A 23399-nucleotide genomic window follows, 5' to 3' on the forward strand; every position below is an offset into this window, starting at 1 on the left:
TAGCTATGATACAAGGAAAATATATGAACATACGTCATTTGCATAAACTCTTGAATAGGTTTGCGATTATTGCTTGTTTTGTAACCATATTTTCGTGCACAGACGAAAATATTATCCGTCAAGATGGAGAAGTCAAGCCTGGTCAAGACGTAACGGTTAGGCTTGGTTTTGATGTAAGCGTTCCGGAAGAGAAAGCATCATCGCGCGTCCCGGATGACAATGTTGTTTTTGACCTCTACGTCCTGATATTCGATGCCAATGGCAATAAGACAGGTTCTGGATATTTCGATGATTTGAATAATGGAAATACAACAAGTCAACCGAACACTACCGGAAGTGATAATTATGTTACAATCGATACCAAGACAGGTCCGTCGTATGTTTATGGCATAGCCAACATATCCGGTGCAACCAATGTTTATGAAGACGATGATTTTAGAAGTAAATTAGATGACATTCAGAACAAGGAAGAATTATTGAATCTTTCTCCTGTACTATATGAACAAATAGACCGTGTAGGAAATTCGTATATAATGAGCGGAATGGCAATAAGCGATGAAAGAGACAACACTTACCTAATTGAAGAAGGGCAAGATATCAAAACGCTGAAACTCCGCAGGCTTGACTCACACATTACGTTTAATATCAAAGCGGCAGCTGGCTGTACGTTCCGTCCAACCAGCTATCAGGTTTTCAACGTTCCTAAGAAAGTTTATCTGATAGAACGGGAAGCGTCACGGGAAATCGCACTTGCCAATACGTGGGACGGAACAAATGATGAAGATGAGGATGACTTTTTCGATACCCAAGAAGTAACAGGGACTTTGTCTACAGACATGTCTTTTAATTTTTGGATGGTAGAAAACAGGCAGAATGGAAAACTATCCATACCGGACAATGATTACAATCAGCGTGAAAAGGAAGAAAAAAACTCAAACGTTTCAGATAGCAAACCAACTGTATCTAATGGAGATTATGTTTATGCACCGGATAAGGGTACGTATGTAGTTCTTAAAGGGGATTTCACCGGAAATTCCACCGTTGAAGGTAATGAAGGAGCAGTGGAAGCAAGTGTCAGCTATACCATTCATTTAGGTTATGTAGATCAAAATGCGGATGATTTTTTCAGTAACCGGAATACGAAATACACATATAATATTACCGTTAGTGGAGTAAATAATATTATAGTGGAAGTCTTGGCTGATGATCCGGAAATAGAACCATCTCCCGGAGCAGAAGGGGATGTGATATTTACCAACGGTACCACGAAATATATATTGGATGCACATTATGAAACCGTATTGCTCAGTTTCAGCGAAAAGCTGTTATCAGGTGGTGTCAATGTTTCCGATTTCTTTTCTTATAAAATAAGTACACCATTCGCTTCTTATATTTCTACCGATGAAAACATAAAAGTAAGAGATGAAGACTGGTTGCGTTTTGTGAGAAATGAAAAAGATGGTAACGATATTTATTCAAAACGTTTTCAGCCTTATGCATTATCGGACGGAACCCGTAACGGAATGACATTGTCTCAATTTATGGAGGAATTGAAAAAGATTGCAGATAGAACGGAACAAGATGCTTATGACAATGAAGGAAAAGTAGTTTATACTTGCCACATAAACGAATTTTATTATGACAAAGCCCCACAAGGAGTCACGGTATCAGGCGATTTATGGAAACGGTTTGTCAATGTGTCGCCACGTGAAGTGCAAATATTAAATGATGTGGAGCTGAGTCCGGATGGAGAAAGTAGTATAACGAAATCTACTTATATTCTGTCGCAACGTTCTATCCAGACATTTTTCAGCCGGAGCGTGCAAGAGTCTTATAGTGCTTATGGTGTAGAAACAATCAATGAGACCGGTCCATTGTATACATGGGCTTATTATCCTAACCAAGTAGGTGTTACTGCCAGAGATAGAGATACCGGATGGGATAACTTTTGGGAAATGATAGATAAACTTTGTAATACAAATAAAGAATGGAATACTTATGTGGATTTTGGCATAAATGGTTATGCCGATGTAACCAATATGCAAACGGTTAATGCGATGAAAAGCGATTATCAACGGGCTTACCTCGCTTGCATGCAGCGCAATCGGGATTTAAATGGAGATGGCTTTATCGAAAAAAATGAAATACAATGGTATCTGCCAGCCATTAACCAATATGTCGGTATGTTTATCGGCGATGGAAGCCTTTCGGAAGAAGCCAAGCTGTATACAGAAACAGATTATGTATATAAGCACTATGTATCAAGTACCACTTATGGAAATTACCCTATTATCTATTGGGCGGAAGAATCTGTTTCGGAAAGTCATGGTACAGAATATAATATGGCGGAATATAGAAGTGACGATGGAACTTTTCAATATACAAATTATGATCATGGAGATGATGATTATTACGGCAAAGAAGGAAATCGTATAGATAGGGACAAGTTGGTAAATCATTATAGGTGCATGCGCAATTTAGGTAGTGGAACTCCTGTTGGCATTTATTCTAAAGATCCGAATGATCCTTCTATAACAGTTCCTTATTTAGATGAAAGTTCTACCCGTCCTCGTGTACGATACGGTGAACTTGGAACGCATAAAAGTGATGAAAGCGAAAGTGAATTGTATAGTGGTGGATTTACTTATTCAGACGAGTGGATTAGGAATAATTCTAATGTTAATAACTATTATGTTGATGCTATAGATATTCGAGATATTATGGATAACACTTCTACTCCTTGTCGTTATCTTACTCCTAGAGGAGCTTGGCGTGCTCCTAATTTGCGGGAACTTTATTTGATGTCTATCGTTGGAGCACTAGATGATGGTGTTCCTGAAGAAAATGCGGTGTCTAGAACGGAATTCAAATTTTCTGATAAAAAACTGCCTAATTCTTCTAGTCAAAAACGCATCGGTTGGTTCTATAACGGTTCCAATTTGACTATGGGCAAGGGGAATGAAAATGAAGGCGATCGTATTCGTTGTGTACGAGACAATTAAATATATAAAGAAGATAAATCTCTATCGCGGGGAAGCGTCCCTGCACATTTTACTTAAATTAGTAATCCAAGAGCCGGTTCGCAGGGATGCGCGCCGGCTTTTTATACTTTGCGCGGTATGAAACAGTGCATTTCCTCACCATAGACACGGACACAGATTCTATTTTAATGTGCCAATGAATAATAGGGCAATGTGCTAATTTATATTCACATTAGCATATTGTTTATTGACCTATTCTTCTGTGTCCCTTTGTGGTACTCTGTGGTGAGGAAATGCACAAATCTATACCGCATATTAAAACCAATGCCTTGATGAATAGTCATAGTTAGCCACGATGTACATGACAATTATCAGCGATTCATTGGCAATTATTGAAATTTTTCGTATGTTTGCCGAAAATATGAATCAAAAAACAAAAAATGCATCTTATGAAAAAAACGTGGATTATCGTAATCGTGATTCTTGTCGTACTGATAGGATACAGTGTTTCATCATACAACTCGATGGTGGCACAGGAAGAGGAAGTCGGGACGGCATGGAGCAACGTGGAAAATCAATACCAGCGGCGCTCTGACCTGATTCCTAACCTTGTAAGCACCGTCAAAGGATATGCCGCACATGAAAAAGAAACGTTTGATGCCGTAGTATCGGCACGTGCCAAAGCTACCCAAATGTCGGTTGACATCGATGACCTGACCCCTGAAAAGCTGGCTGCCTACCAACGTGCTCAAGGCGAGATAGGAAGTGCGCTGGGACGCCTGCTTGCCGTAACTGAAAATTATCCCGAACTGAAGGCGAACGAAAACTTCCAGACCCTTCAGGCTCAATTAGAAGGTACAGAGAACCGCATCAGCGTAGAGCGGCGTAAATTCAATGAAACAGCCCGTAAATTCAATACTACCATACGCCGGTTTCCCAAGAACATCTTTGCCAGCATGTTCGGATTCGAGAAACGTCCTTATTTTGAAGCAGAAGAAGGGAGTGAGAAAGCGCCCGAAGTAAAGTTTTAATTTCTGCGTATGAAAAAACTGTTTCTGCTCGGTTTCCTGTTTCTGTCTTTTGCCTTGGCAGAAGCGCAAAGCCGCATCTACAAAGTAGAAGACATCCCTTTGGTGCATCTGAAAGACGCACGCCGCTACGTGAGCAACCCCGATGGTATCTTAAGCCCTGCTGTAGTAAGTGCCATCGACTCTACTCTTTATGCCCTTGAGCATGAAACAGGAATACAAACCCTTGTGGTAGCTGTAGGGCAAATAGAAGGAGGAGACTGCTTTGACTTTGCCTACCGGCTGGGACGGGAAAACGGAATAGGACAAAAAGAGACAGACAACGGGTTGGTCGTCCTGCTCGTTACAGGCGAACGATGCATACAGTTTGCCACAGGATACGGAATCGAAGGCGACCTGCCTGACGCCACATGTAAGCAAATACAGGTGCGTTACATGAATCCCTACTTCAAGGATGGCAACTGGGATGCAGGTATGCTGGCAGGCATCCATGCCATACGCGCCCAGCTGAACGGGACAGGCGAACCGCTTCAAGCTCCAGAAGACGATGATACTTTTCTTTTGTTCAGCATTTTCTTTTGCTGTTTTATCTTAGTACCTTTGTTCTTATGGCTGAATGCACGCCAGCGCAAACGCTGTCCGAAATGTCATAAACACACCCTCCGGCAAGTCTCTGTGCAGACCCTTTCGCGGACAGCAGGCTATCACACCGACGAAGTGACTTACGTATGCAGACATTGTGGAAACGTAGTGCGTAAACAGCGTCGTATACGTGATGATGATGATTTCCATCATCGTGGAGGAAATGGCTGGCCTTTCCTGGGTGGTCCGTTCTTCGGTGGAGGTGGACATAGCGGCGGAAGCTTCGGCGGCGGAAGCTTTGGAGGTGGAGATTTCGGAGGTGGAGGAGCCGGAAGTAAATTCTGACATGAAAAACCTAAGAACAGAAAAGAGACACAAGAGTTCACAGAAGCAGCCTCTAACGAACGAATAAACTTATCTACTTATGAGCAACATTTTTGGAAACATATTCAGACTGACCAGCTTTGGCGAATCGCACGGCAAAGCCATCGGTGGTGTCATTGACGGATTTCCCGCCGGTATTGCTATTGACGAAAACTTTGTGCAACAAGAATTAAACCGACGCCGGCCGGGACAATCAACCATTACCACCGGCCGTAAAGAACCCGATGCCGTAGAGTTCCTTTCTGGTATTTACGAAGGTGTATCTACCGGGTGCCCCATCGGATTTGTCGTGTGGAACACCAACCAGCATTCTTCTGATTACGACAATATGAAGGACGTGTTCCGTCCTTCGCATGCCGACTTTGCCTATTTCCAGAAGTACGGTGTGCGTGACCACCGTGGCGGAGGACGTTCTTCGGCACGTGAAACCATAGCACGGGTGGTAGCGGGAGCACTTGCTAAGCTAGCCCTTAAGGAAATAGGCATACGCATCACGGCATTCACCTCACAGGTAGGTGCATTGAAACTGAATGAAGACTATACGCACTACGACCTGAACCTTACTGAAAGTAATCCTGTACGGTGTCCCGATCCCAAGCTGGCACAACAGATGGAAGAACTTATTTTCCGTACGAAAGGAGAAGGTGATACACTGGGAGGCGTGGTGACCTGTGTTATCCAGGGATGTCCTGCCGGATTGGGTGAACCTGTATTCGGGAAACTCCATGCAGCCCTTGGCAGTGCAATGTTAAGTATCAATGCTGCCAAAGGTTTCGAATACGGACAAGGATTCAGCAATATGGAATGGAAAGGCAGCCAGCAAAATGACCTGTTTTACAACCAAGACGGACACATAGCCCTGCGTACCAACCGCTCGGGGGGCATTCAGGGAGGTATCAGCAACGGTGAAGATATTTATTTCCGCGTTGCATTCAAACCTGTAGCCACTGTTCTGATGGAACAACCTACAGTAGACAAGAACGGAAATGAAACCATACTGAAAGCCCGTGGGCGTCACGACCCTTGCGTCTTGCCCCGTGCCGTTCCCATAGTAGAAGCGATGGCGGCAATGACCCTGCTTGATTACTACTTACTGAACAAAACTACCCGATTATGATAAAACCTCCACAGACGGCACCAAAATCAAATAGGCTTGATGTTATTTTCAGCTGTGCCATCTGTGATGAAAATACGCACAACCATGGAAATCAAACAATACATTCAAGAAAACGAAAAACGGTTCCTCGATGAACTGTTCAGCCTGATACGCATCCCCAGCATCAGTGCCCTGCCGGAACACAAAAAAGACATGCTTGCCTGTGCCGAACGCTGGCGCCAGCTCCTCCTTGAAGCAGGAGCCGATAAGGCAATGATTATGCCTTCGGAAGGCAACCCGTTGGTATATGCCGAAAAATGCATTGACCCTCAGGCTCCTACAGTGCTTGTTTATGCACATTATGACGTAATGCCTGCCGAACCGCTCGAGCTATGGCAAAGCCAACCGTTTGAACCAGAGATACGCGAAGGGCGTATTTGGGCACGTGGTGCCGATGACGACAAAGGACAGGCAATGATTCAAGTAAAGGCTTTCGAGTACCTCGTACGCGAAGGGTTACTTCGTCACAATGTGAAATTTATCTTCGAAGGCGAAGAAGAAATTGGCTCGCCCAGCCTGAATGCTTTCCTCAACGAACACCGCGAATTGCTCCGTGCAGATGTCATCCTGGTATCGGATACCAGTATGTTGGGCGCAGACACTCCTTCGCTCACAACCGGTCTTCGGGGACTTGCTTATTGGGAAATCGAAGTGACTGGTCCTAACCGCGACCTGCATTCGGGACATTTCGGCGGAGCGGTGGCAAACCCCATCAATGTGCTATGCAATCTTCTTTCACAGATAACCGATGATGACGGACACATTGCCATCCCGCATTTCTATGATGATGTAGAGCCTGTTCCGGAAGCCGAGCGTCAAATGATAGCCAGCATTCCTTTTGATGAGGAAGCCTACAAGGCAGCCATCGGTGTACGTGCACTGAAAGGTGAGAAAGGTTATTCCACCCTTGAGCGGAACAGTTGCCGACCTTCGTTCGACATCTGTGGCATTTGGGGAGGTTATACCGGCGAAGGTTCGAAAACAGTTCTTCCATCAAAAGCATACGCTAAAGTGTCGTGCCGGCTTGTCCCTCACCAGAACCATGAAACCATCTCACGTCTATTTACCGACTACATCCATGCCATCGCCCCCGACTACGTACAGGTCAAAGTCACTCCGATGCATGGTGGCGAGGGTTATGTATGCCCTATCTCGCATCCAGCTTATCAGGCTGCCGAAAAAGGATTTACCCAGGCATTCGGTAAAAAGCCACTGGCGGTACGACGTGGAGGGAGTATTCCCATTATCAGTGATTTCGAACGGATATTGGGTATCAAAACCATCTTGATGGGATTCGGGCTGGAAAGCGATGCCATCCATTCGCCCAACGAAAACTTCCGGCTTGACATCTTCCGCCGGGGTATTGAAGCTGTAGTAGGATTTCACTTGGAACTGCATCTCCAGAACATCTGACTACCAAGAAACAGTTTTGAATTTCTCTAAGAAGCTGTTTTGAATTTCTCCAAAAAGTTTTTCTTGGCTTGATGTATCTGTTTTCGTGTGTGCTTTGGGCGATTTTTTGGTCCTTTTCGCTCCTGTTCTTCGTCAGATAGCCCGCTATCTTCCTCATCACAGAAGCGAAAATGCCTCAAAAACTCATCCCAAATCATCGCACGATAAATTCAAAACAGCTTCTAAAAAGTTTTTTGGGCTTGATGGTTAAAAAGCTCCCTCGAACGAACATAAGTGATCGACCTGATTTACTTATGTGAAACGCCCGACTTACTTATGTGAAACGGCTCACTCACTTATGTTCATCAAAATGCATACTTGAATCCTTGTCATGGGTTCAGGTATGCATTTTTTGTTTGTATTGGTTTTGTCTTTGTTCTCACATAGTAATGTCATTAAGGTGTAACTGATTTGAAATACCACAGGTTTACTTTTGCTTTCGTAAACAAAACTAGATTAAATTTATAAAATCAAAAGTAAAGATGGATGGTAAATCTTTAATTATTAGTGCTTTCTTTTGTGGTATGTGCCTGGCTTCAGGTGCTCAGGAAGCAATGTTGCGTTTCAATGGGAAGGTGACAGACCAAAGCGGTAAGGGAATACCTGGTGTGGTGGTAAATGACGGTGTGCATTTTACCAAGACAGACAAGCTGGGAGCATGGGCATTGAATTCGGATACGACAATCAGTAAATTTGTAGCAATATCTACTCCGGCTGCGTATGTTTTGCCACAGCAGGACGGGTTGGCTACAGGACATTATATTGCGGTACGTGACTTGGCTCAAGCAGGCGGAAAGTATGATTTCGTATTGGAGAAGCGGAAGCAAGCAGACGGACGTTTCCATTATATAGCCATATCGGATCCTCAGGTGAAAAATGAAAAACAACTGAAGCGCTGGTGTCAGGAAACGGTACCCGATTTGAAAGAAGTTATCGATTCTTTAAAGCAGACGCGTGAAGTGGTTGCCATGACCTTGGGTGATTTGGTGTGGGACAACATGCCATTGTTCGATGAATATCAAGAGTCGGTAAAAAATACCGGTGCTGTTTTCTTCCAATGCATCGGAAACCACGATTTCGATAAGCAATACCAAGACCTTCACAATATGGCGATGGGCACTCCGGTATACGGTGAAAGGATATACGGAAGCTATTTCGGACCTACCGATTATTCGTTTAATATCGGTAAGGCGCACATTGTAACGATGAAAGACATCAACTATGTGGGCGGGAAGAATTATGTAGAAAGCCTTACAGGGCAGCAGTTGGAATGGCTGAAGAAGGATTTAAGTTATGTGCCGAAAGGAAGTCTGGTTATTCTGAATATGCATGCGCCGGTATGGAATAAGGTGTCGCCGGGCGGAAATGTCCGTAATGCGGATGCTTTGAAGGAAGTATTGAAAGATTATAAGGTGCATGTATTCTCCGGGCATACGCATTTCTTCCAGAACAACGAAGTGACTCCTACGCTTTACGAGCACAACATCGGCGCAGCTTGTGGCGGCTGGTGGGCTGGTTGGGTAAACCAGTGTGGTGCACCCAATGGCTATATGGTAGTAGATGTAGATGGCGATAATGTGAAATGGCATTACAAAGCAACGCGCCGCGATTTCGCTTATCAGTTCCGTATATATAATAAAGGAGAGTTTACGGCTCAAAGCAGTTTTGTGGTAGCCAATGTCTGGGACTGGGACAGTGCTTGCCGTGTGGTATGGTATCAGGATGGCAAGCCGATGGGGGATATGGAACAGTTTGTCGGTTCGGATGAAGAGCGTGCTTCACAACTGAAAGACCGTAGCCAGGCTGAACCTACGGCTCACTTGTTCCGTGCCATGCCTTCCGACGGTGCCAAACAAATCAAAATAGAGTTTACCAACCGTTTCGGCGAAGTCTATACACAGACTATCAGCCTGTGACATCCTTGAAGGCTGTTATTTTTCGTGTAAATACACATTCTTAACCAATAAATAATGAGAACATTACAATCTGTAGTTTTGTTCCTGATATTGGTCTTGGCGGGAAGCAATGTGACGCTTTCTGCACAGAACCGGACCATATCGGGAAAAGTGTTGGATGCAAACGATGAACCTCTTATTGGGGTGACGGTTGCGGTTGAAAGTTCTACTATCGGAGCGATAACCGATGTGGATGGTACATTTTCGATTCAGGTGCCACAAGGAAAGGTCACTTTGAATGTATCGTATGTAGGTTTTGCCGCACAAAAAGTGACGGTGGCACCCAATCAGAAAAGTGTTACGGTGCATCTGAGTGAGGATGCGGTTTTGTTGAATGAGACCGTGGTTGTGGGATATGGCAAGCAGAAGAAAGTAAATCTTACGGGAGCTGTATCTACGGTGAACGGAGATGAACTGGAACACCGCGTGACGACTTCGCTCAGCAATATGCTGCAAGGTACGGTGGCTGGTTTGAACGTAACCACTTCTTCGGGCGTACCGGGAAGCTCGGCTACTATCAATGTGCGTGGTGTGACTTCTATCAACGATGCCGAACCGCTGGTGTTGATAGACGGTGCGGTAGGCGAGATAGACCGCATCAATCCCAACGATGTAGAATCAATCTCCGTAATTAAAGACGCATCGGCTGCCGCTATTTACGGTGCACGTGCAGCCTTTGGTGTGATTTTGGTGACTACCAAGTCCGGAGCTGCTAAAGACGGGAAAGCTACGGTGCATTATAGCGGCCGTTTCGGCTGGCAGGCACCTACCACTTCTACCGACTACGAAACGACCGGTTATTGGTCGGTATATACTATCAACAAGTTCTGGCAAGCCAATTCGGGTACATTGTATGTCGATTATACAGACCAGGACATGCAGGAGTTGCTGAACCGTGTGAACGACAAGACCGAGAACCCCGACCGCCCGTGGGTGGTAGAAGACGTACGTAACGGACGCCGCCAGTGGGTATATTATGGAAACCACGACTGGTGGCACGAATTGTACCGCGATAATCGTCCGATGCAGCAGCACAATCTTTCTGTCAGCGGCGGAAAAGACGATATCAAGTATTATTTGTCTGGCTCATTCGACAAGCAGACCGGTATCTTGCGCGAAAATCCGGATGTGTACCGGAAATACAACTTGCGTTCGAAGATTGACTTCCGGATTAATAAGTGGTTTACGATGTCGAACAATACGTCGTTCTACAGTTCGCAATACAGCTACTTGGGCGATGGAAGTGTAGAAAATACCTTGGCATACAGTGCCCGCCACGCTTTGGCTTGTTTTCCGCAGAAGAATCCCGATGGTTCGTGGTTGTATAGTACACCTTATCTGAATTATAAGGTGGCAAATGGCCGTCATATTCTGTTGGGCGAAGATTCACACCGCAATGTAGAGCGTGGTACAGACTTTTCGAATACAACCCGTTTGGTTTATTCTCCGATAAAGGAACTGAGCTTTACGGGCGATTTCACATACCGTTTGTATCAGACACGCAATACGAGCCGTTCCAATCCGATGTATTACCGTGAGTATCCCGATGGCGAACTGCTTTCGTATGCTACCGGTGCCGGTGCCAACCGTTTGGATGAATCGGTGAATACGAGCAATTATTATTCGACGAACATCTTCGGTAATTATACCGATACGTTCAACGATGCGCATCATTTGACCGTAGTAGCCGGTATGAACTACGAAGCATGGAAGAGCAAAAACATTTCGGCATACGGTGAAAACCTGGTATCTGCCGACCTGGACGATTTGGACTTGGTAGGTCAGAATGCCGAGGGTGCTACCATTACCGGTGTAGGCGGCGGACAGAACGAGTATGCTTTGTTAGGTATCTTCGGCCGTATCAACTACGATTACAAGAGCCGTTACCTGTTCGAAGTGAGCGGGCGTTACGACGGTACTTCCCGTTTTGCGAAAGGCAACCGCTGGGGATTCTTTCCTTCGGCTTCTGTAGGATGGCGCATTTCGGAAGAGCCTTTCTTCCTGCCTGCACGCCGTTTGGTTGACAACTTGAAAATCAGGGCTTCTTTCGGTAGCCTGGGCAATCAGAATGTGTCTTCTTATTACACCTTCGCGCGTCTGGTATCTATCGCCAATCTGAATTATACGTTTGGTGAAGGAAGCGTATTGCCCAAATATTCTACGTTGGGTGCTCCGATTGCTTCGGACATGACATGGGAAACCGCCCAGCAATGGGACTTCGGTTTCGACTTGACGATGCTGGGCAACCGCTTGAACTTGACGGTAGACGGTTATATACGTGATACCCGCGATATGTTGACCGACGGTGTGGAACTGCCTTCTGTATATGGAGCGAGTATGCCGGAGATGAATGCTGCCGACTTGCGTACGAAAGGATACGAAATCACCTTGAACTGGCATGACCAGTTGACGCTGGGAGGCAAACCGTTTGAGTACAGCATCGGGGTTAACCTGAGCGACTACAAGAGCATTGTTACGAAGTATGATAATAAGGACAAGACTTTTGCCAAAGATTATTATGAGGGTAAGGAAATCGGAGAAATCTGGGGATTCGTGACCGACGGGCTTTTCCAAACCGATGAAGAAGCACAGGCATACGCCGACCAAGTAGACTTGACTTATGTATTGAAAGGGCAAACCGGAGGCTGGCAGGCAGGCGACGTGAAGTTTGTCGATTTGAATGGTGACAATAAGGTAAATATCGGAAGCAATAATGTGAACGCTCCGGGCGACCGTAAGATACTCGGTAATTCGTTGCCTTCGCTTTCTTACGGTATTACGGCAAGCGTGCGTTGGAACGGCATTGATGTATCGGCATTCTTCCAGGGAACGGGCAATCATTACTGGTATCCTGACGGAGAATCCATGCCTTTCTGGGGAGCTTACTCTTATCCGTACCTGTCTTTCTTGCAGAAAGATTTCTTGAAAGACGTATGGTCCACAGATAATACAGATGCTTATTTCCCGCGTGCAATGGCTTATTCGGCATCAAGCGGTGTGCTGAGCAATGTAAACGACCGTTATTTGCAGAATATACGTTACATGCGTTTCAAGAATCTGACCGTAGGGTATACCTTGCCGCAACAGTGGACGCAGAAAGCCGGCATAGAGTCAGTACGCGTATATTTTACGGGTGAAAACCTCTGCTATTGGTCGCCTATCAAGAAACACTCGAAATATGTCGACCCTGAAGGAGCCATCGACCGGAGCGGAGCTTACAACAATGCATTCTATCCGTGGCAGAAGTCATTCCTGTTCGGTATCGATGTCACTTTCTAACATGAATTTTTAAACAGAAGAGAAAAAACGATTATGAAAAATAGAAATATCTTTATAGCGCTTGCATTGTTTGCCGGACTTTCCTCGTGTGACGACTGGATAGATAAAAGCCCTTTGAGCGAAATAGAGGAGGGGAATTATTTCAAGACCGAGACCGACCTGCAGCTTTTCAGCAACGGTTTTTATAACAGTATCCTGAATAAATCACCGTATGACGAGCAGAGCGATGTGTATGTACAGCAAGAACTTTCCGACGAGATGTTGGGCGGAGAAAACCGCATCGTTCCTGCCAGCGGGGGAGGATGGAGCTGGACGGCGTTGCGTAGTGTCAATACCTTGCTGGGCAATGTAGACAAATGTGAAGATGCGGAAGCGGCTGTGAAATATACGGCGTTGGCACGTTTCTTCCGTGCCTACTTCTATTATGATAAGGTAAAGCGTTTCGGTGATGTGCCTTGGTATGACAAGGAATTGTTTTCGGATGACCCGGACTTGTACAAGGCACGTGATTCGCGCGAACTGGTGATGACCAATATGCTTGCCGACATCGACTATGCTATCGAGAACCTGCCCACCAAGGAAGAAGAGACTAGCAGTCCTTTCCGTGTAAACCGCTGGGCGGCACTGGCGTTGAAGTCCCGCTTCTGTCTGTACGAAGGTACATACCGGAAATATCATAACCTGGCTTTGGAGGGGAATGATTATGCGTATTATCTGCAACAGGCAGCGGATGCGGCAGAAGAATTGATTAATAGCGGTGAATATCATTTGTATTCGACCGATAATCCGGAAGAAGACTATCTGATGCTTTTTGCCGAAGAAGATGCCAATCCCGATGAATACATCCTTGCCATCAAGTTCGATTACGGCATGAGCGTTTACCACAATGCGACGGCACATACGTTGGTGCCCACCCAAGGACGTCCGGGCCTGACCCGTAAGTTTGTCAATACGTATCTGATGAAAGACGGAACACGTTTTACCGACCGTGAAGGATGGGAAACCATGCCGTTTACCGAAGAAGTGAAAGACCGCGACCCGCGTCTGGCACAAAGCATCCGTACTCCGGGGTATCACCGTATCGGACAGACAGACATCCTGGCTCCCGATTTGTCGGTTAGTGTAACAGGATACCAGCCGATAAAATATGTGCAAGACCCGTCGGCTTCGGGCGGTCAGGTAGACCGTAACGACCGTTCTACCTGCGACCTTCCTGTATTCCGTCTGGCTGAAGTCATGCTGAATTTTGCTGAGGCTAAGGCAGAACTGGGAACATTGACGCAAGAAGACTTGGATAAGTCGGTGAATGAAATCCGTGACCGCGTAGGTATGCCGCATTTGGATATGGCTCAGGCTAATGCAAATCCCGATAGTTACCTGTCGTCTGCCGATTACGGCTATACCAATGTGACCGGAAGCAATCAAGGGGTTATCTTGGAAATCCGTCGCGAGCGTGCCATTGAGTTGACTCAGGAAGGTTTCCGTTTCGATGACTTGGTGCGCTGGAAAGCGGGTGCTTGCATCAACCAGTCTATTATGGGCATGTATTTCCCCGGTGCAGGCGAATACGACTTGAGCGGCGACGGTCAGATTGACGTGGTTTTGTATGATGAAGGCGATACTGAACCCGAAGTGCCCGATGCGCAGGTATATCAGATTGGGTCGGACATTATTCTGTCGGAAGGCGATCATGGGTATGTCGATTATCATCACGATATTGTACGTACGGCTTTCAATGAAGAGCGTGATTACCTGTATCCGATACCTATCAACGAACGGTCGCTGAATCCGAATCTGACTCAGAACCCGGGTTGGAACGACGGATTGTCTTTCTAATGAATAGTAATAAATAGTGAACGGTGAATAGCGGCGATGTCTTTTATCGTCGCTATTCACTGTTTAAGTAAGTATGCAAAATGAAATGATATTATCAGAAACACAGATTTTCGCAGATTAGCGCAGATTAAGAACAAATAATTAGAATAATAATCCGCGAAAATCTGCGTTAATCTGCGTTTCTGAGCTGACACATTATATAAACTAATACTCAACATCTACTTATTATTCATGCTTTTTCAAATCCGCAATAGGTTTTTCCGAAGCTTTTCCTTACTTTTGCAGACGCTAAAATGATAAGTATATGCATACAAGAGAAGAAAAGATAGAAGCTTTCGGGCGGTTGCTCGATGTGCTCGACGAGTTGCGGGTAAAGTGCCCGTGGGACCGGAAACAGACCAACGAGAGTTTGCGTCCCAACACAATAGAAGAAGTGTATGAGTTGTGCGACGCCCTGATGAAGGACGACAAGAAAAACATTTGCAAGGAATTGGGCGACGTGTTGCTTCACGTGGTGTTCTATGCCAAGATAGGAAGCGAGACGGGCGATTTCGACATCAAGGACGTGTGCGACCGCCTGTGCGACAAGCTGATATTCCGCCATCCACACGTATTCGGCGAAGTGAAGGCGGACACGGCAGAGCAGGTTTCCGAGAACTGGGAGCAAATCAAGCTGAAGGAAAAAGACGGGAACAAGTCTGTGTTGAGCGGAGTGCCCGAGGCATTGCCCTCACTGATAAAAGCATACCGCATTCAGGACAAGGCGCGTAACGTGGGATTTGATTGGGAAGACCGTACGCAGGTATGGGATAAGGTGAAGGAAGAAATCAGCGAGTTCGAATCGGAAGTAGCCACAATGGAGAAGGAGAAGGCGGAAGCCGAGTTCGGCGACGTGATGTTCAGCCTTATCAATGCCGCACGTCTGTATAAAATCAATCCCGATAATGCTTTGGAGCGGACAAATCAGAAGTTTATCCGCCGGTTCAACTATCTGGAAGAACATACGCTGAAAGCCGGACGGAAACTGACGGATATGTCATTGGAAGAGATGGACGCTATCTGGGAAGAGGCGAAAAGGCAAGGGCTTTAGGTGATGTTTAAGAAGCTGTTTTGAATTTATCGCCCAAAGCACACACGAAAACGGATACATCAAGCCAAGAAAAACTTTTTGGAGAAATTCAAAACAGCTTCTTAAAAGACTCTGTGTTCTGTGGTGAGAAAATACACAATTTCATACCGCGCAAAGTATAATTGGCAAGATGCGGACATTTGTACAAATTCATACCGCTCATAGTATAAAATAAAAAACGATTATCAAAAAGTAATCTGAATTCCGCAACCATCTCATGTAGGAAGGTATGAAAAGCCTTGCGGCATTTGTTACTTTTTCTTTGCGGAGTATGGCAGTTCGGTAAGGTTTTTATATCTTTGCGAGGATATATCACCTGTTAAGTATGAAAGAAGAAAACCAAACGCTCAGTGTAGAGGGTGCCCGTGTGCACAACTTGAAGAATATAGATGTAGATATACCCCGCGACAGCCTGACGGTCATTACAGGTCTGAGTGGGAGCGGGAAGTCATCGTTGGCTTTTGACACTATCTTTGCCGAGGGACAACGTCGTTACATCGAAACCTTTTCGGCATATGCCCGCAATTTCCTGGGAGGAATGGAGCGGCCCGATGTGGATAAGATTACGGGGTTGAGTCCGGTGATCTCCATTGAGCAGAAAACCACGAATAAGAATCCTCGTTCTACCGTAGGTACCACTACCGAGATTTACGACTACTTGCGTTTGCTCTTTGCGCGTGCCGGAGTAGCCTATTCGTATTTGTCGGGCGAAAAGATGGTGAAGTATACCGAAGAACAGATTCTCGACCTTATCCGGCGCGACTATAAAGGAAAACGGATTTATATCCTGGCACCGTTGGTGCGTACTCGGAAGGGGCATTATAAAGAACTTTTCGAACAGGTGCGGAAGAAAGGCTACCTGTATGTGCGGGTCGACGGAGAGGTGAAGGAAATCGTGCATGGCATGAAGCTGGACCGTTATAAGAACCATGATATCGAGGTGGTTATCGATAAGACCGTGGTGACGGACAAAGAGGAAAAACGCTTGAAACAGAGCGTGGCTACGGCGATGCAGCAGGGTGACGGGCTGCTGATGATACTCGATGCGCAGACCGAAAACGTACGCCATTACAGCAAGCGGTTGATGTGTCCCGTCACGGGACTTTCGTACAAGGAGCCGGCTCCTCATAATTTCTCTTTCAATTCGCCTCAGGGTGCGTGCCCGCGTTGCAAGGGATTGGGTTACGTCAATCTGATAGATGTGGACAAAGTGATTCCCAACCGTTCCCTCTCGGTCTACGAAGGGGCGATTGCTCCCCTGGGAAAGTATAAGAATGGCATGATATTCTGGCAAATCGATGCCTTGCTCGAACGGTATGACGCAAACCTGAAGACGCCGGTCAACCAGTTGCCCGAGGATGCCATTAACGAGATATTGTACGGATGCGACGAACGTCTGAAGATAAAAGATTCCCTGATACATGCTTCGTCCGATTATTTTGTGACGTACGAGGGGATTGTCAAATATATCCAGCTGATGCAGGACCGGGAGGCTTCGGCTACCGCACAGAAATGGGCGGATCAGTTTGCCAAGACCGATGTATGTCCCGAATGCAAGGGGGCGCGGCTGAATAAGGAGGCGTTGCATTTCCGCATTCACGATAAGAATATCTATCAATTGGCAACGATGGACATCAGCGAGCTGTATGCATGGCTGCAGCATGTGGAGCCTTTTCTGGAAGAGAAGCAGCGCCTGATTGCAGCGGAAATCTTGAAAGAAATCCGTACCCGCCTGAAGTTCCTGCTGGATGTGGGGTTGGATTACCTGTCGCTCAACCGTTCTTCGGTCAGCCTTTCGGGAGGCGAGAGCCAGCGCATCCGCCTTGCCACGCAGATAGGGTCGCAACTGGTAAACGTGTTGTATATTCTTGACGAGCCGAGCATCGGGCTTCACCAGCGCGACAATATCCGCCTGATAAATTCGTTGAAGGAATTGCGCGACTTGGGAAATACCGTCATTGTGGTGGAGCACGACAAGGACATGATGCTTGCGGCTGATTATGTTGTCGATATGGGACCAAAAGCCGGACGGCTGGGTGGGGAAGTGGTCTTCGCCGGAACCCCAGCTGAGATGCTGAAGACCAGTACGCTGACCTCGCAATACCTTAACGGGCAAATGAGAATCGAAGTGCCTGCCAAGCGTCGGGAAGGAAACGGGAAATCGCTTTGGATTCGGGGAGCGAGGGGAAACAACCTGAAGCATGTCGATGTGGAATTTCCGTTGGGCAAGCTGATTTGCGTGACCGGGGTTTCCGGAAGCGGCAAGTCTACGTTGATTAATGATACCTTGCAGCCCATTCTCTCGCAACATTTCTACCGCTCGTTGCAAGACCCATTGCCTTACGATACCGTCGAAGGGCTGGAATACATTGATAAGGTGGTCAATGTCGACCAGTCGCCGTTGGGGCGTACGCCGCGTTCCAATCCGGCTACCTATACGGGCGTGTTCAGCGATATCCGGAATCTCTTTGTAAGTCTTCCCGAAGCGAAGATGCGCGGATACAAGCCCGGACGCTTTTCGTTTAATGTGTCAGGAGGCAGGTGCGAGGCATGCGGAGGAAACGGTTACAAGACCATTGAGATGAATTTCTTGCCCGATGTGCTGGTGCCTTGTGAGGTGTGCCACGGCAAGCGGTACAACCGCGAGACTCTGGAGGTGCGTTTCAAAGGAAAGTCGATTGCCGATGTGCTGGATATGACCATCAACCGTGCGGTAGAGTTTTTTGAAAACGTGCCACAGATTCTGAATAAGATTAAGGTGTTGCAGGAAGTAGGGTTGGGCTATATCAAGCTGGGGCAGCCTTCCACCACCTTGTCGGGAGGCGAAAGCCAGCGTGTGAAGCTCGCCACTGAACTTTCGAAACGCGATACAGGCAAGACCGTGTATATTTTGGACGAGCCGACCACAGGCTTGCACTTCGAAGACATCCGGGTACTGATGAACGTGCTGAACCGTCTGGTGGACAAGGGCAATACGGTGATTGTCATTGAGCATAACCTGGACGTCATTAAAATGGCGGATTATATCATTGATATGGGACCCGAAGGCGGAAGGGGAGGAGGCGAGGTGCTTTCTACCGGCACGCCCGAAGAAGTGGCACTGAGTCCGAAAGGTTATACGCCTAAGTTTTTGAAGGAAGAACTGAAGGTAAATGAAGAATTAAGAATGAAGAATTAAGAATGAAGAATTAAGAATGATACCATGTGCGGTATGAAATTGTGCATATATTCACCACAGAGGCACACAGATTCTATTTTAATGTGCCAATGAATAATAGGGCAATGTGCTAATTTATTTTCACATTAGCATATTGTTTATTGACCTATTCTTCTGTGTTCCTTTGTGGCACTCTGTGTCTTCTGTGGTGAGATTCAAACGAAATTGCTTATGAAAATTAACAAGACCAATGTGGCACGCTTGCTGGATAAGGCAAAAGTGCCTTACGAACTGATTCCTTACGAAGTGGACGAGAACGACTTGAGTGCTGTGCATGTGGCGGCATCGTTGGGAGAAGACATCGAATGTGTATTCAAGACCTTGGTGTTGCACGGCGATAAGAGCGGATATTTTGTCTGTGTGATTCCCGGCGAGCATGAAGTCGACTTAAAATTAGCGGCAAAGGTTTCGGGTAATAAGAAGTGTGATTTGATACCTGTAAAGGAATTGCTTCCGCTTACGGGTTACATACGCGGTGGATGTTCGCCTATCGGGATGAAAAAGCATTTCCCGACGTATATCCATAAGACCTGCCTGGATTTTCCTTTTATCTATGTAAGTGCGGGCGTACGGGGGCTGCAAATCAAGCTTGCTCCTGATGACCTGATACGTGAGGCGCGGGCGGAAGTGGCTGCATTGTTTTGAATGCACATTGCGTAGCCTTGCGGATGTTTTCCCGTGCAATATCCGGTTGTATGGCTTGCTCGGGAGACAACGTGTCAGGTGAGATTTGGATGATCCGGCAGAACCCCATCTTTTCCAATAAGTCGCGGTCTTCTGTCTTTCCTGCCAGCAGAAGGGTAGGGATACCGGCTTTTGTCGCTCTTTTCAGTACTCCTGCAGGAACCTTTCCCTCGCAAGTCTGGCGGTCTGCCTTGCCTTCTCCGGTGATGACGAGGTCGGCGTCTTTGATTTGTTCATCGAATCCTACGGTGTCCAACAGTAATTCGATGCCCGATTGAAGCCGGCTTTTCAACAATACGTGGAAGGCTCCGCCAAGCCCTCCGGCAGCTCCCGCTCCCTTTACCTTATTTATATAGATGTGAAAATCCTGTTCGATGAGACGGGCGAGATGTTGCATCCCTTTGTCCAGCAGATGTATTTGTTCGTCGGTAGCTCCTTTTTGCTTGGCAAAGACATAGGCGGCTCCTTGTGGCCCGTAGAAAGGATTCTGCACATCGCAAGCTACGGTAAAACTTGTTTCCTTCAGAGCCGGGTGCAGGAGGTCGAGGTCGATACGCGCGATGTGTTGCATGATTTTTCCTCCTTGTCCCAATTCGTTTCCTTCTTTATCGTAGAGCCGTGCACCGAGTGCCTGCATCATGCCCATGCCTGCATCGTTGGTGGCACTTCCTCCGATACCGATAATGAACCGTCGGAATCCCTTTTCCAAAGCCTCCTTTATCAGTTCTCCCGTACCGTATGTGCTGGTCTCCATCGGATTTCGTTCGGCGGGAGAGAGTGTGGTCAGGCCGTTTATTTCCGCCATTTCGATAACAGCGGTTTGTTGATTGCCCAGTATGCCGTAGCGTGTTGTACGCATTCGCATGAGTGGGTCGTGGGCACGGGTATAAATGATTTGTCCTTGCATGGCATTTATCAGTGTGTCTAGCATGCCTTCTCCTCCGTCAGCAATAGGGATGGATAGGGTCTGGCATTGGGGGTGGAGGCGATGTATTTCTTCGGCCACACATTGTTCTACCTCCTTCGAGGAGAGACATCCTTTGAACGAATCGATAGCCAAAACAATCTTTTTCATAACGTATTGAGTTTATTCCTTTGCAAAAATAAGTAATTTTCATACCTTTGTCCGTGGAAAAATGTTTTTTTATTAATCTAAAATAGTTTTATGTATGTTTGAAGGACAACCTAAAGGTCTTTATGCGCTGGCGCTCGCCAATACAGGCGAACGTTTCGGCTATTACACCATGCTGGCAATCTTCGTTTTGTTCTTGATGGACAATTTCGGCATGTCGCCGAGTACAGCCGGCAACATTTATGCCATGTTTTTGGCTTTAGTTTATTTTTTGCCATTCATAGGAGGTATCCTTGCCGACAAGTTCGGATACGGACGGATGGTGACGGTAGGCGTTATCGCGATGTTCGCCGGCTATGTATTGCTGGCACTTCCGATGGGTAGCAGTACACTGGGTTTGATTGCCATGTTTGCCGCATTAGTGGTTATCAGTTGCGGTACGGGGCTTTTTAAGGGAAACCTGCAAGTGATGGTAGGCAACCTGTATGATGACCCGCGCTATGCCGCCCGGCGCGACTCGGCGTTCAGTATTTTCTATATGGCGATTAATATCGGTGCGCTTTTCGCTCCGACAGCAGCGGTCGAGATTATGAAGTATGCGCAGAACAGCCTGGGTGTAAGTGCGAACGATTCCTATCACTTTGCGTTCGGCGTGGCTTGTGTTTCGCTGATTGTTTCCATGGCTATCTATTACGGGTTCCGTAGCACGTTCCGCCACGTGGAAGGGGGAAGTGTGAAAGAAGCAGGCAAGGGTGCTGCTGCGGCAGAAAAGCACGAGGAGCTTTCGCCGCGTGAGACGAAAGAGCGCATCGTGGCACTGTGTCTGGTATTTGCCGTGGTGATTTTCTTCTGGATGGCATTCCATCAGAACGGTTTGACATTGACTTATTTTGCCAAGCAGTTTACCGCACGCAGCTCGGAAGGATTGGAAAGCATGATGTTCAGCGTATGGAACCTGGTGGCGGTGATATTCATCGTTTATGCCCTGTTCTCGTTTTTCCAGTCGAAAACAGGCAAAGGCAAGCTTGTTTCGTGTGTGGTCATCTTTCTGGCAATGTGCTTCTTGGGTTATCAGTACGTCGCACTTCCTGCAAGCACTCCGGTGGATGCGCCTATCTTCCAGCAGTTCAATCCGTTCTTTGTCGTAGCACTTACGCCTGTATCTATGGCGATATTCGGTTCGTTGGCAGCACGTGGCAAAGAGCCTTCGGCTCCGCGTAAAATCGGTTTGGGTATGTTGGTGGCTGCTTGCGGTTATGTGCTGATGTTGGCTGCTTCGGTCGGTTTGCTTTGTCCTACCGAGCAGGCTCAGGCTATTGAGGCGGGAACCGCTTCGTTTGTATCGCCCAACTGGCTGGTATCGACTTACCTGGTATTGACGTTTGCCGAGTTGCTTCTTTCTCCGATGGGTATTTCGTTCGTGTCGAAAGTGGCTCCTCCTAAGTATAAGGGTATGATGATGGGAGGTTGGTTCGTGGCTACGGCTATCGGTAATTACCTCACTTCGGTGGCTTCTTGGTTATGGGGAGATATGCCGCTTTATGTGGTATGGGGTACGTTGATGGTACTCTGTCTCTTGGCTGCCTTGTTCATCTTCTCGGTGATGAAGCGGTTGGAGAAAGTAGCATAGGAAAAATAAAGCTTCTAAGTTTTTAGGCTATTTTTTGATTGACTAGGTTCTAGGTTTTAGGTATTGGATGCCATTTGTAAAACTATTCAGAACCTAGTCATTTAGTATCTGGCTGGTGCAAAGGTACGCATCTGAAATTAGCCAATCCGGCGAGTTGAAACACACACTAGTACTGTGTTTGCTGATGCAGTATATATCCGTAGGCTGATGCAGTTATATTCAATCGCCGATGCAGTTATATTCAACTGCCGATGCAGTATATATTCATTTTTCCGGGGTATGTATTGTATTGGCTGTTTACGTAAAAATCAATTGTCCATATTGCTTTGGGCAATTGAAATGAATTCTTTTATCATAGGGTTTTCTTTGAACGAGGCTGGGGCTTCGTTGATGATGTCTTGCATTACTGGAGTCAATACGGGATAAGGCATGCCGTAACACAGAATGATGAATATTTCCGGTCCCAATACGTTGTCGTAGTTAGTCTGTATGAATGTCTTGGCAAGGCTGTCTATTTGTGTGGCCACCTGGTTGCGTTGCTTCTCTATTTCACGGTGTACTTCTGCAGGGTCTTTTCCATCCAATATCATGCGTGCTTCCAGATGCTCCACTTCATCGGCACGGTCGCTTAGCGAATTACGTTTCAGGATAAATTCGTTGAAGCTGTCGTTTAAGGGAGTTCCTTTCAGTGTAAAGCCGGCATTGTTGATATTGATGTCGATGTTTCCTTTCTCAATGACTACCGGCATGATGCACTTGTCATCCATAAAGAGGGAAGCTACGACCGTAGAGTCGACCTTGCCTTCCATTTTGAAAAGGCCATGTATCACTTCTGCCGAATCGATGCTGACCAGCTTGTCACCTGAAGGGACTTTGATAAAAAGCATTTTACCGTCAAGACTCGAAACAGAAGATACACCTTCTATTTTGTATTTTTTACCGCACGAGGTGCAGAGTATTGTACAACATAGTAGAAACAAATACCATTTATGCATAGATATAAGCCTTATAAGA

15 protein-coding genes are annotated in these 23399 nt (G+C 46.5%); 12 read left to right on the forward strand and 3 right to left on the reverse strand.

All coding sequences use genetic code 11. The annotated features are described in order from the left end of the window. The first annotated feature begins 5 nt into the window (after positions 1-5). The 5 genes from H9625_RS01715 to H9625_RS01735 all read left to right on the forward strand — a co-directional run bounded on the left by H9625_RS01715 (position 6) and on the right by H9625_RS01735 (position 7544). Positions 6-3002: a DUF4906 domain-containing protein gene (locus tag H9625_RS01715; protein ID WP_191762822.1), complete on the forward strand. Its 2997-nt coding sequence runs from the start codon at positions 6-8 to the stop codon at positions 3000-3002. A 428-nt stretch (positions 3003-3430) separates the two neighbouring features. Further along, positions 3431-4012 carry a LemA family protein gene (locus H9625_RS01720; RefSeq protein ID WP_087210346.1) on the forward strand — a complete coding sequence of 194 codons (582 nt, stop codon included), beginning with the start codon at positions 3431-3433 and terminating at the stop codon, positions 4010-4012. A 9-nt stretch (positions 4013-4021) separates the two neighbouring features. After that, complete coding sequence (locus H9625_RS01725; RefSeq protein WP_087247304.1) at positions 4022-4936, forward strand: TPM domain-containing protein; 915 nt, start codon at positions 4022-4024, stop codon at positions 4934-4936. A gap of 79 nt (positions 4937-5015) precedes the next feature. After that, positions 5016-6092, forward strand: coding sequence for a chorismate synthase (gene aroC, locus H9625_RS01730; protein WP_191762823.1), 1077 nt, complete (start codon positions 5016-5018; stop codon positions 6090-6092). An 84-nt stretch (positions 6093-6176) separates the two neighbouring features. Continuing rightward, complete coding sequence (locus H9625_RS01735) at positions 6177-7544, forward strand: dipeptidase (protein WP_191762824.1); 1368 nt, start codon at positions 6177-6179, stop codon at positions 7542-7544. A gap of 26 nt (positions 7545-7570) precedes the next feature. Here H9625_RS01735 and H9625_RS01740 read toward each other — a convergent pair whose 3' ends face one another. Further along, entirely contained in the window at positions 7571-7741 is a 171-nt protein-coding gene (locus H9625_RS01740; RefSeq protein WP_158100135.1) for a hypothetical protein, read from the reverse strand. Positions 7742-8065: 324 nt separating this feature from the next. Between H9625_RS01740 and H9625_RS01745 the strand changes: the two genes are divergently transcribed. The 6 genes from H9625_RS01745 (at position 8066) to ybaK (ending at position 19644) form a co-directional block, all read left to right on the forward strand. Next, a complete protein-coding gene (locus tag H9625_RS01745) occupies positions 8066-9499 on the forward strand; it encodes a calcineurin-like phosphoesterase C-terminal domain-containing protein (protein WP_191762825.1) in 1434 nt (477 codons plus the stop codon). Between the two features lie 54 nt (positions 9500-9553). Next, positions 9554-12817 (forward strand): SusC/RagA family TonB-linked outer membrane protein, encoded by a 3264-nt coding sequence (locus H9625_RS01750; protein WP_191762826.1) that lies wholly within the window; start codon positions 9554-9556, stop codon positions 12815-12817. A 33-nt stretch (positions 12818-12850) separates the two neighbouring features. Beyond that, the gene (locus H9625_RS01755) at positions 12851-14653 is read left to right on the forward strand and encodes a RagB/SusD family nutrient uptake outer membrane protein (RefSeq protein WP_191762827.1); all 1803 of its coding nucleotides are present in this window, start codon (positions 12851-12853) and stop codon (positions 14651-14653) included. Positions 14654-14957: 304 nt separating this feature from the next. After that, positions 14958-15743, forward strand: a complete 786-nt coding sequence (mazG, locus tag H9625_RS01760) for a nucleoside triphosphate pyrophosphohydrolase (protein ID WP_177895618.1) — start codon at positions 14958-14960, stop codon at positions 15741-15743. A 364-nt stretch (positions 15744-16107) separates the two neighbouring features. Next, positions 16108-18960: an excinuclease ABC subunit UvrA gene (uvrA, locus tag H9625_RS01765; protein WP_191762828.1), complete on the forward strand. Its 2853-nt coding sequence runs from the start codon at positions 16108-16110 to the stop codon at positions 18958-18960. 210 nt (positions 18961-19170) lie between these two features. Beyond that, positions 19171-19644, forward strand: coding sequence for a Cys-tRNA(Pro) deacylase (gene ybaK / locus H9625_RS01770; RefSeq protein ID WP_013617433.1), 474 nt, complete (start codon positions 19171-19173; stop codon positions 19642-19644). Here the strand turns inward: ybaK and H9625_RS01775 are convergent. Beyond that, a complete protein-coding gene (locus H9625_RS01775) occupies positions 19583-20758 on the reverse strand; it encodes a glycerate kinase family protein (protein WP_191762829.1) in 1176 nt (391 codons plus the stop codon). The two genes, ybaK and H9625_RS01775, sit on opposite strands and share 62 nt — an antisense overlap. Positions 20759-20852: 94 nt before the next feature. Here H9625_RS01775 and H9625_RS01780 point away from each other — a divergent pair, with 94 nt between their 5' ends. Further along, complete coding sequence (locus tag H9625_RS01780; RefSeq protein WP_191762830.1) at positions 20853-22385, forward strand: peptide MFS transporter; 1533 nt, start codon at positions 20853-20855, stop codon at positions 22383-22385. Between the two features lie 308 nt (positions 22386-22693). Here H9625_RS01780 and H9625_RS01785 read toward each other — a convergent pair whose 3' ends face one another. Beyond that, on the reverse strand, positions 22694-23380 hold the full coding sequence (locus tag H9625_RS01785) for a DUF4369 domain-containing protein (RefSeq protein ID WP_087406298.1): 687 nt from the start codon (positions 23378-23380) through the stop codon (positions 22694-22696). Positions 23381-23399: the final 19 nt, after the last annotated feature.

Origin of the sequence: Phocaeicola intestinalis (assembly GCF_014837065.1) — a bacterium.
GTDB lineage: Bacteria > Bacteroidota > Bacteroidia > Bacteroidales > Bacteroidaceae > Phocaeicola > Phocaeicola intestinalis.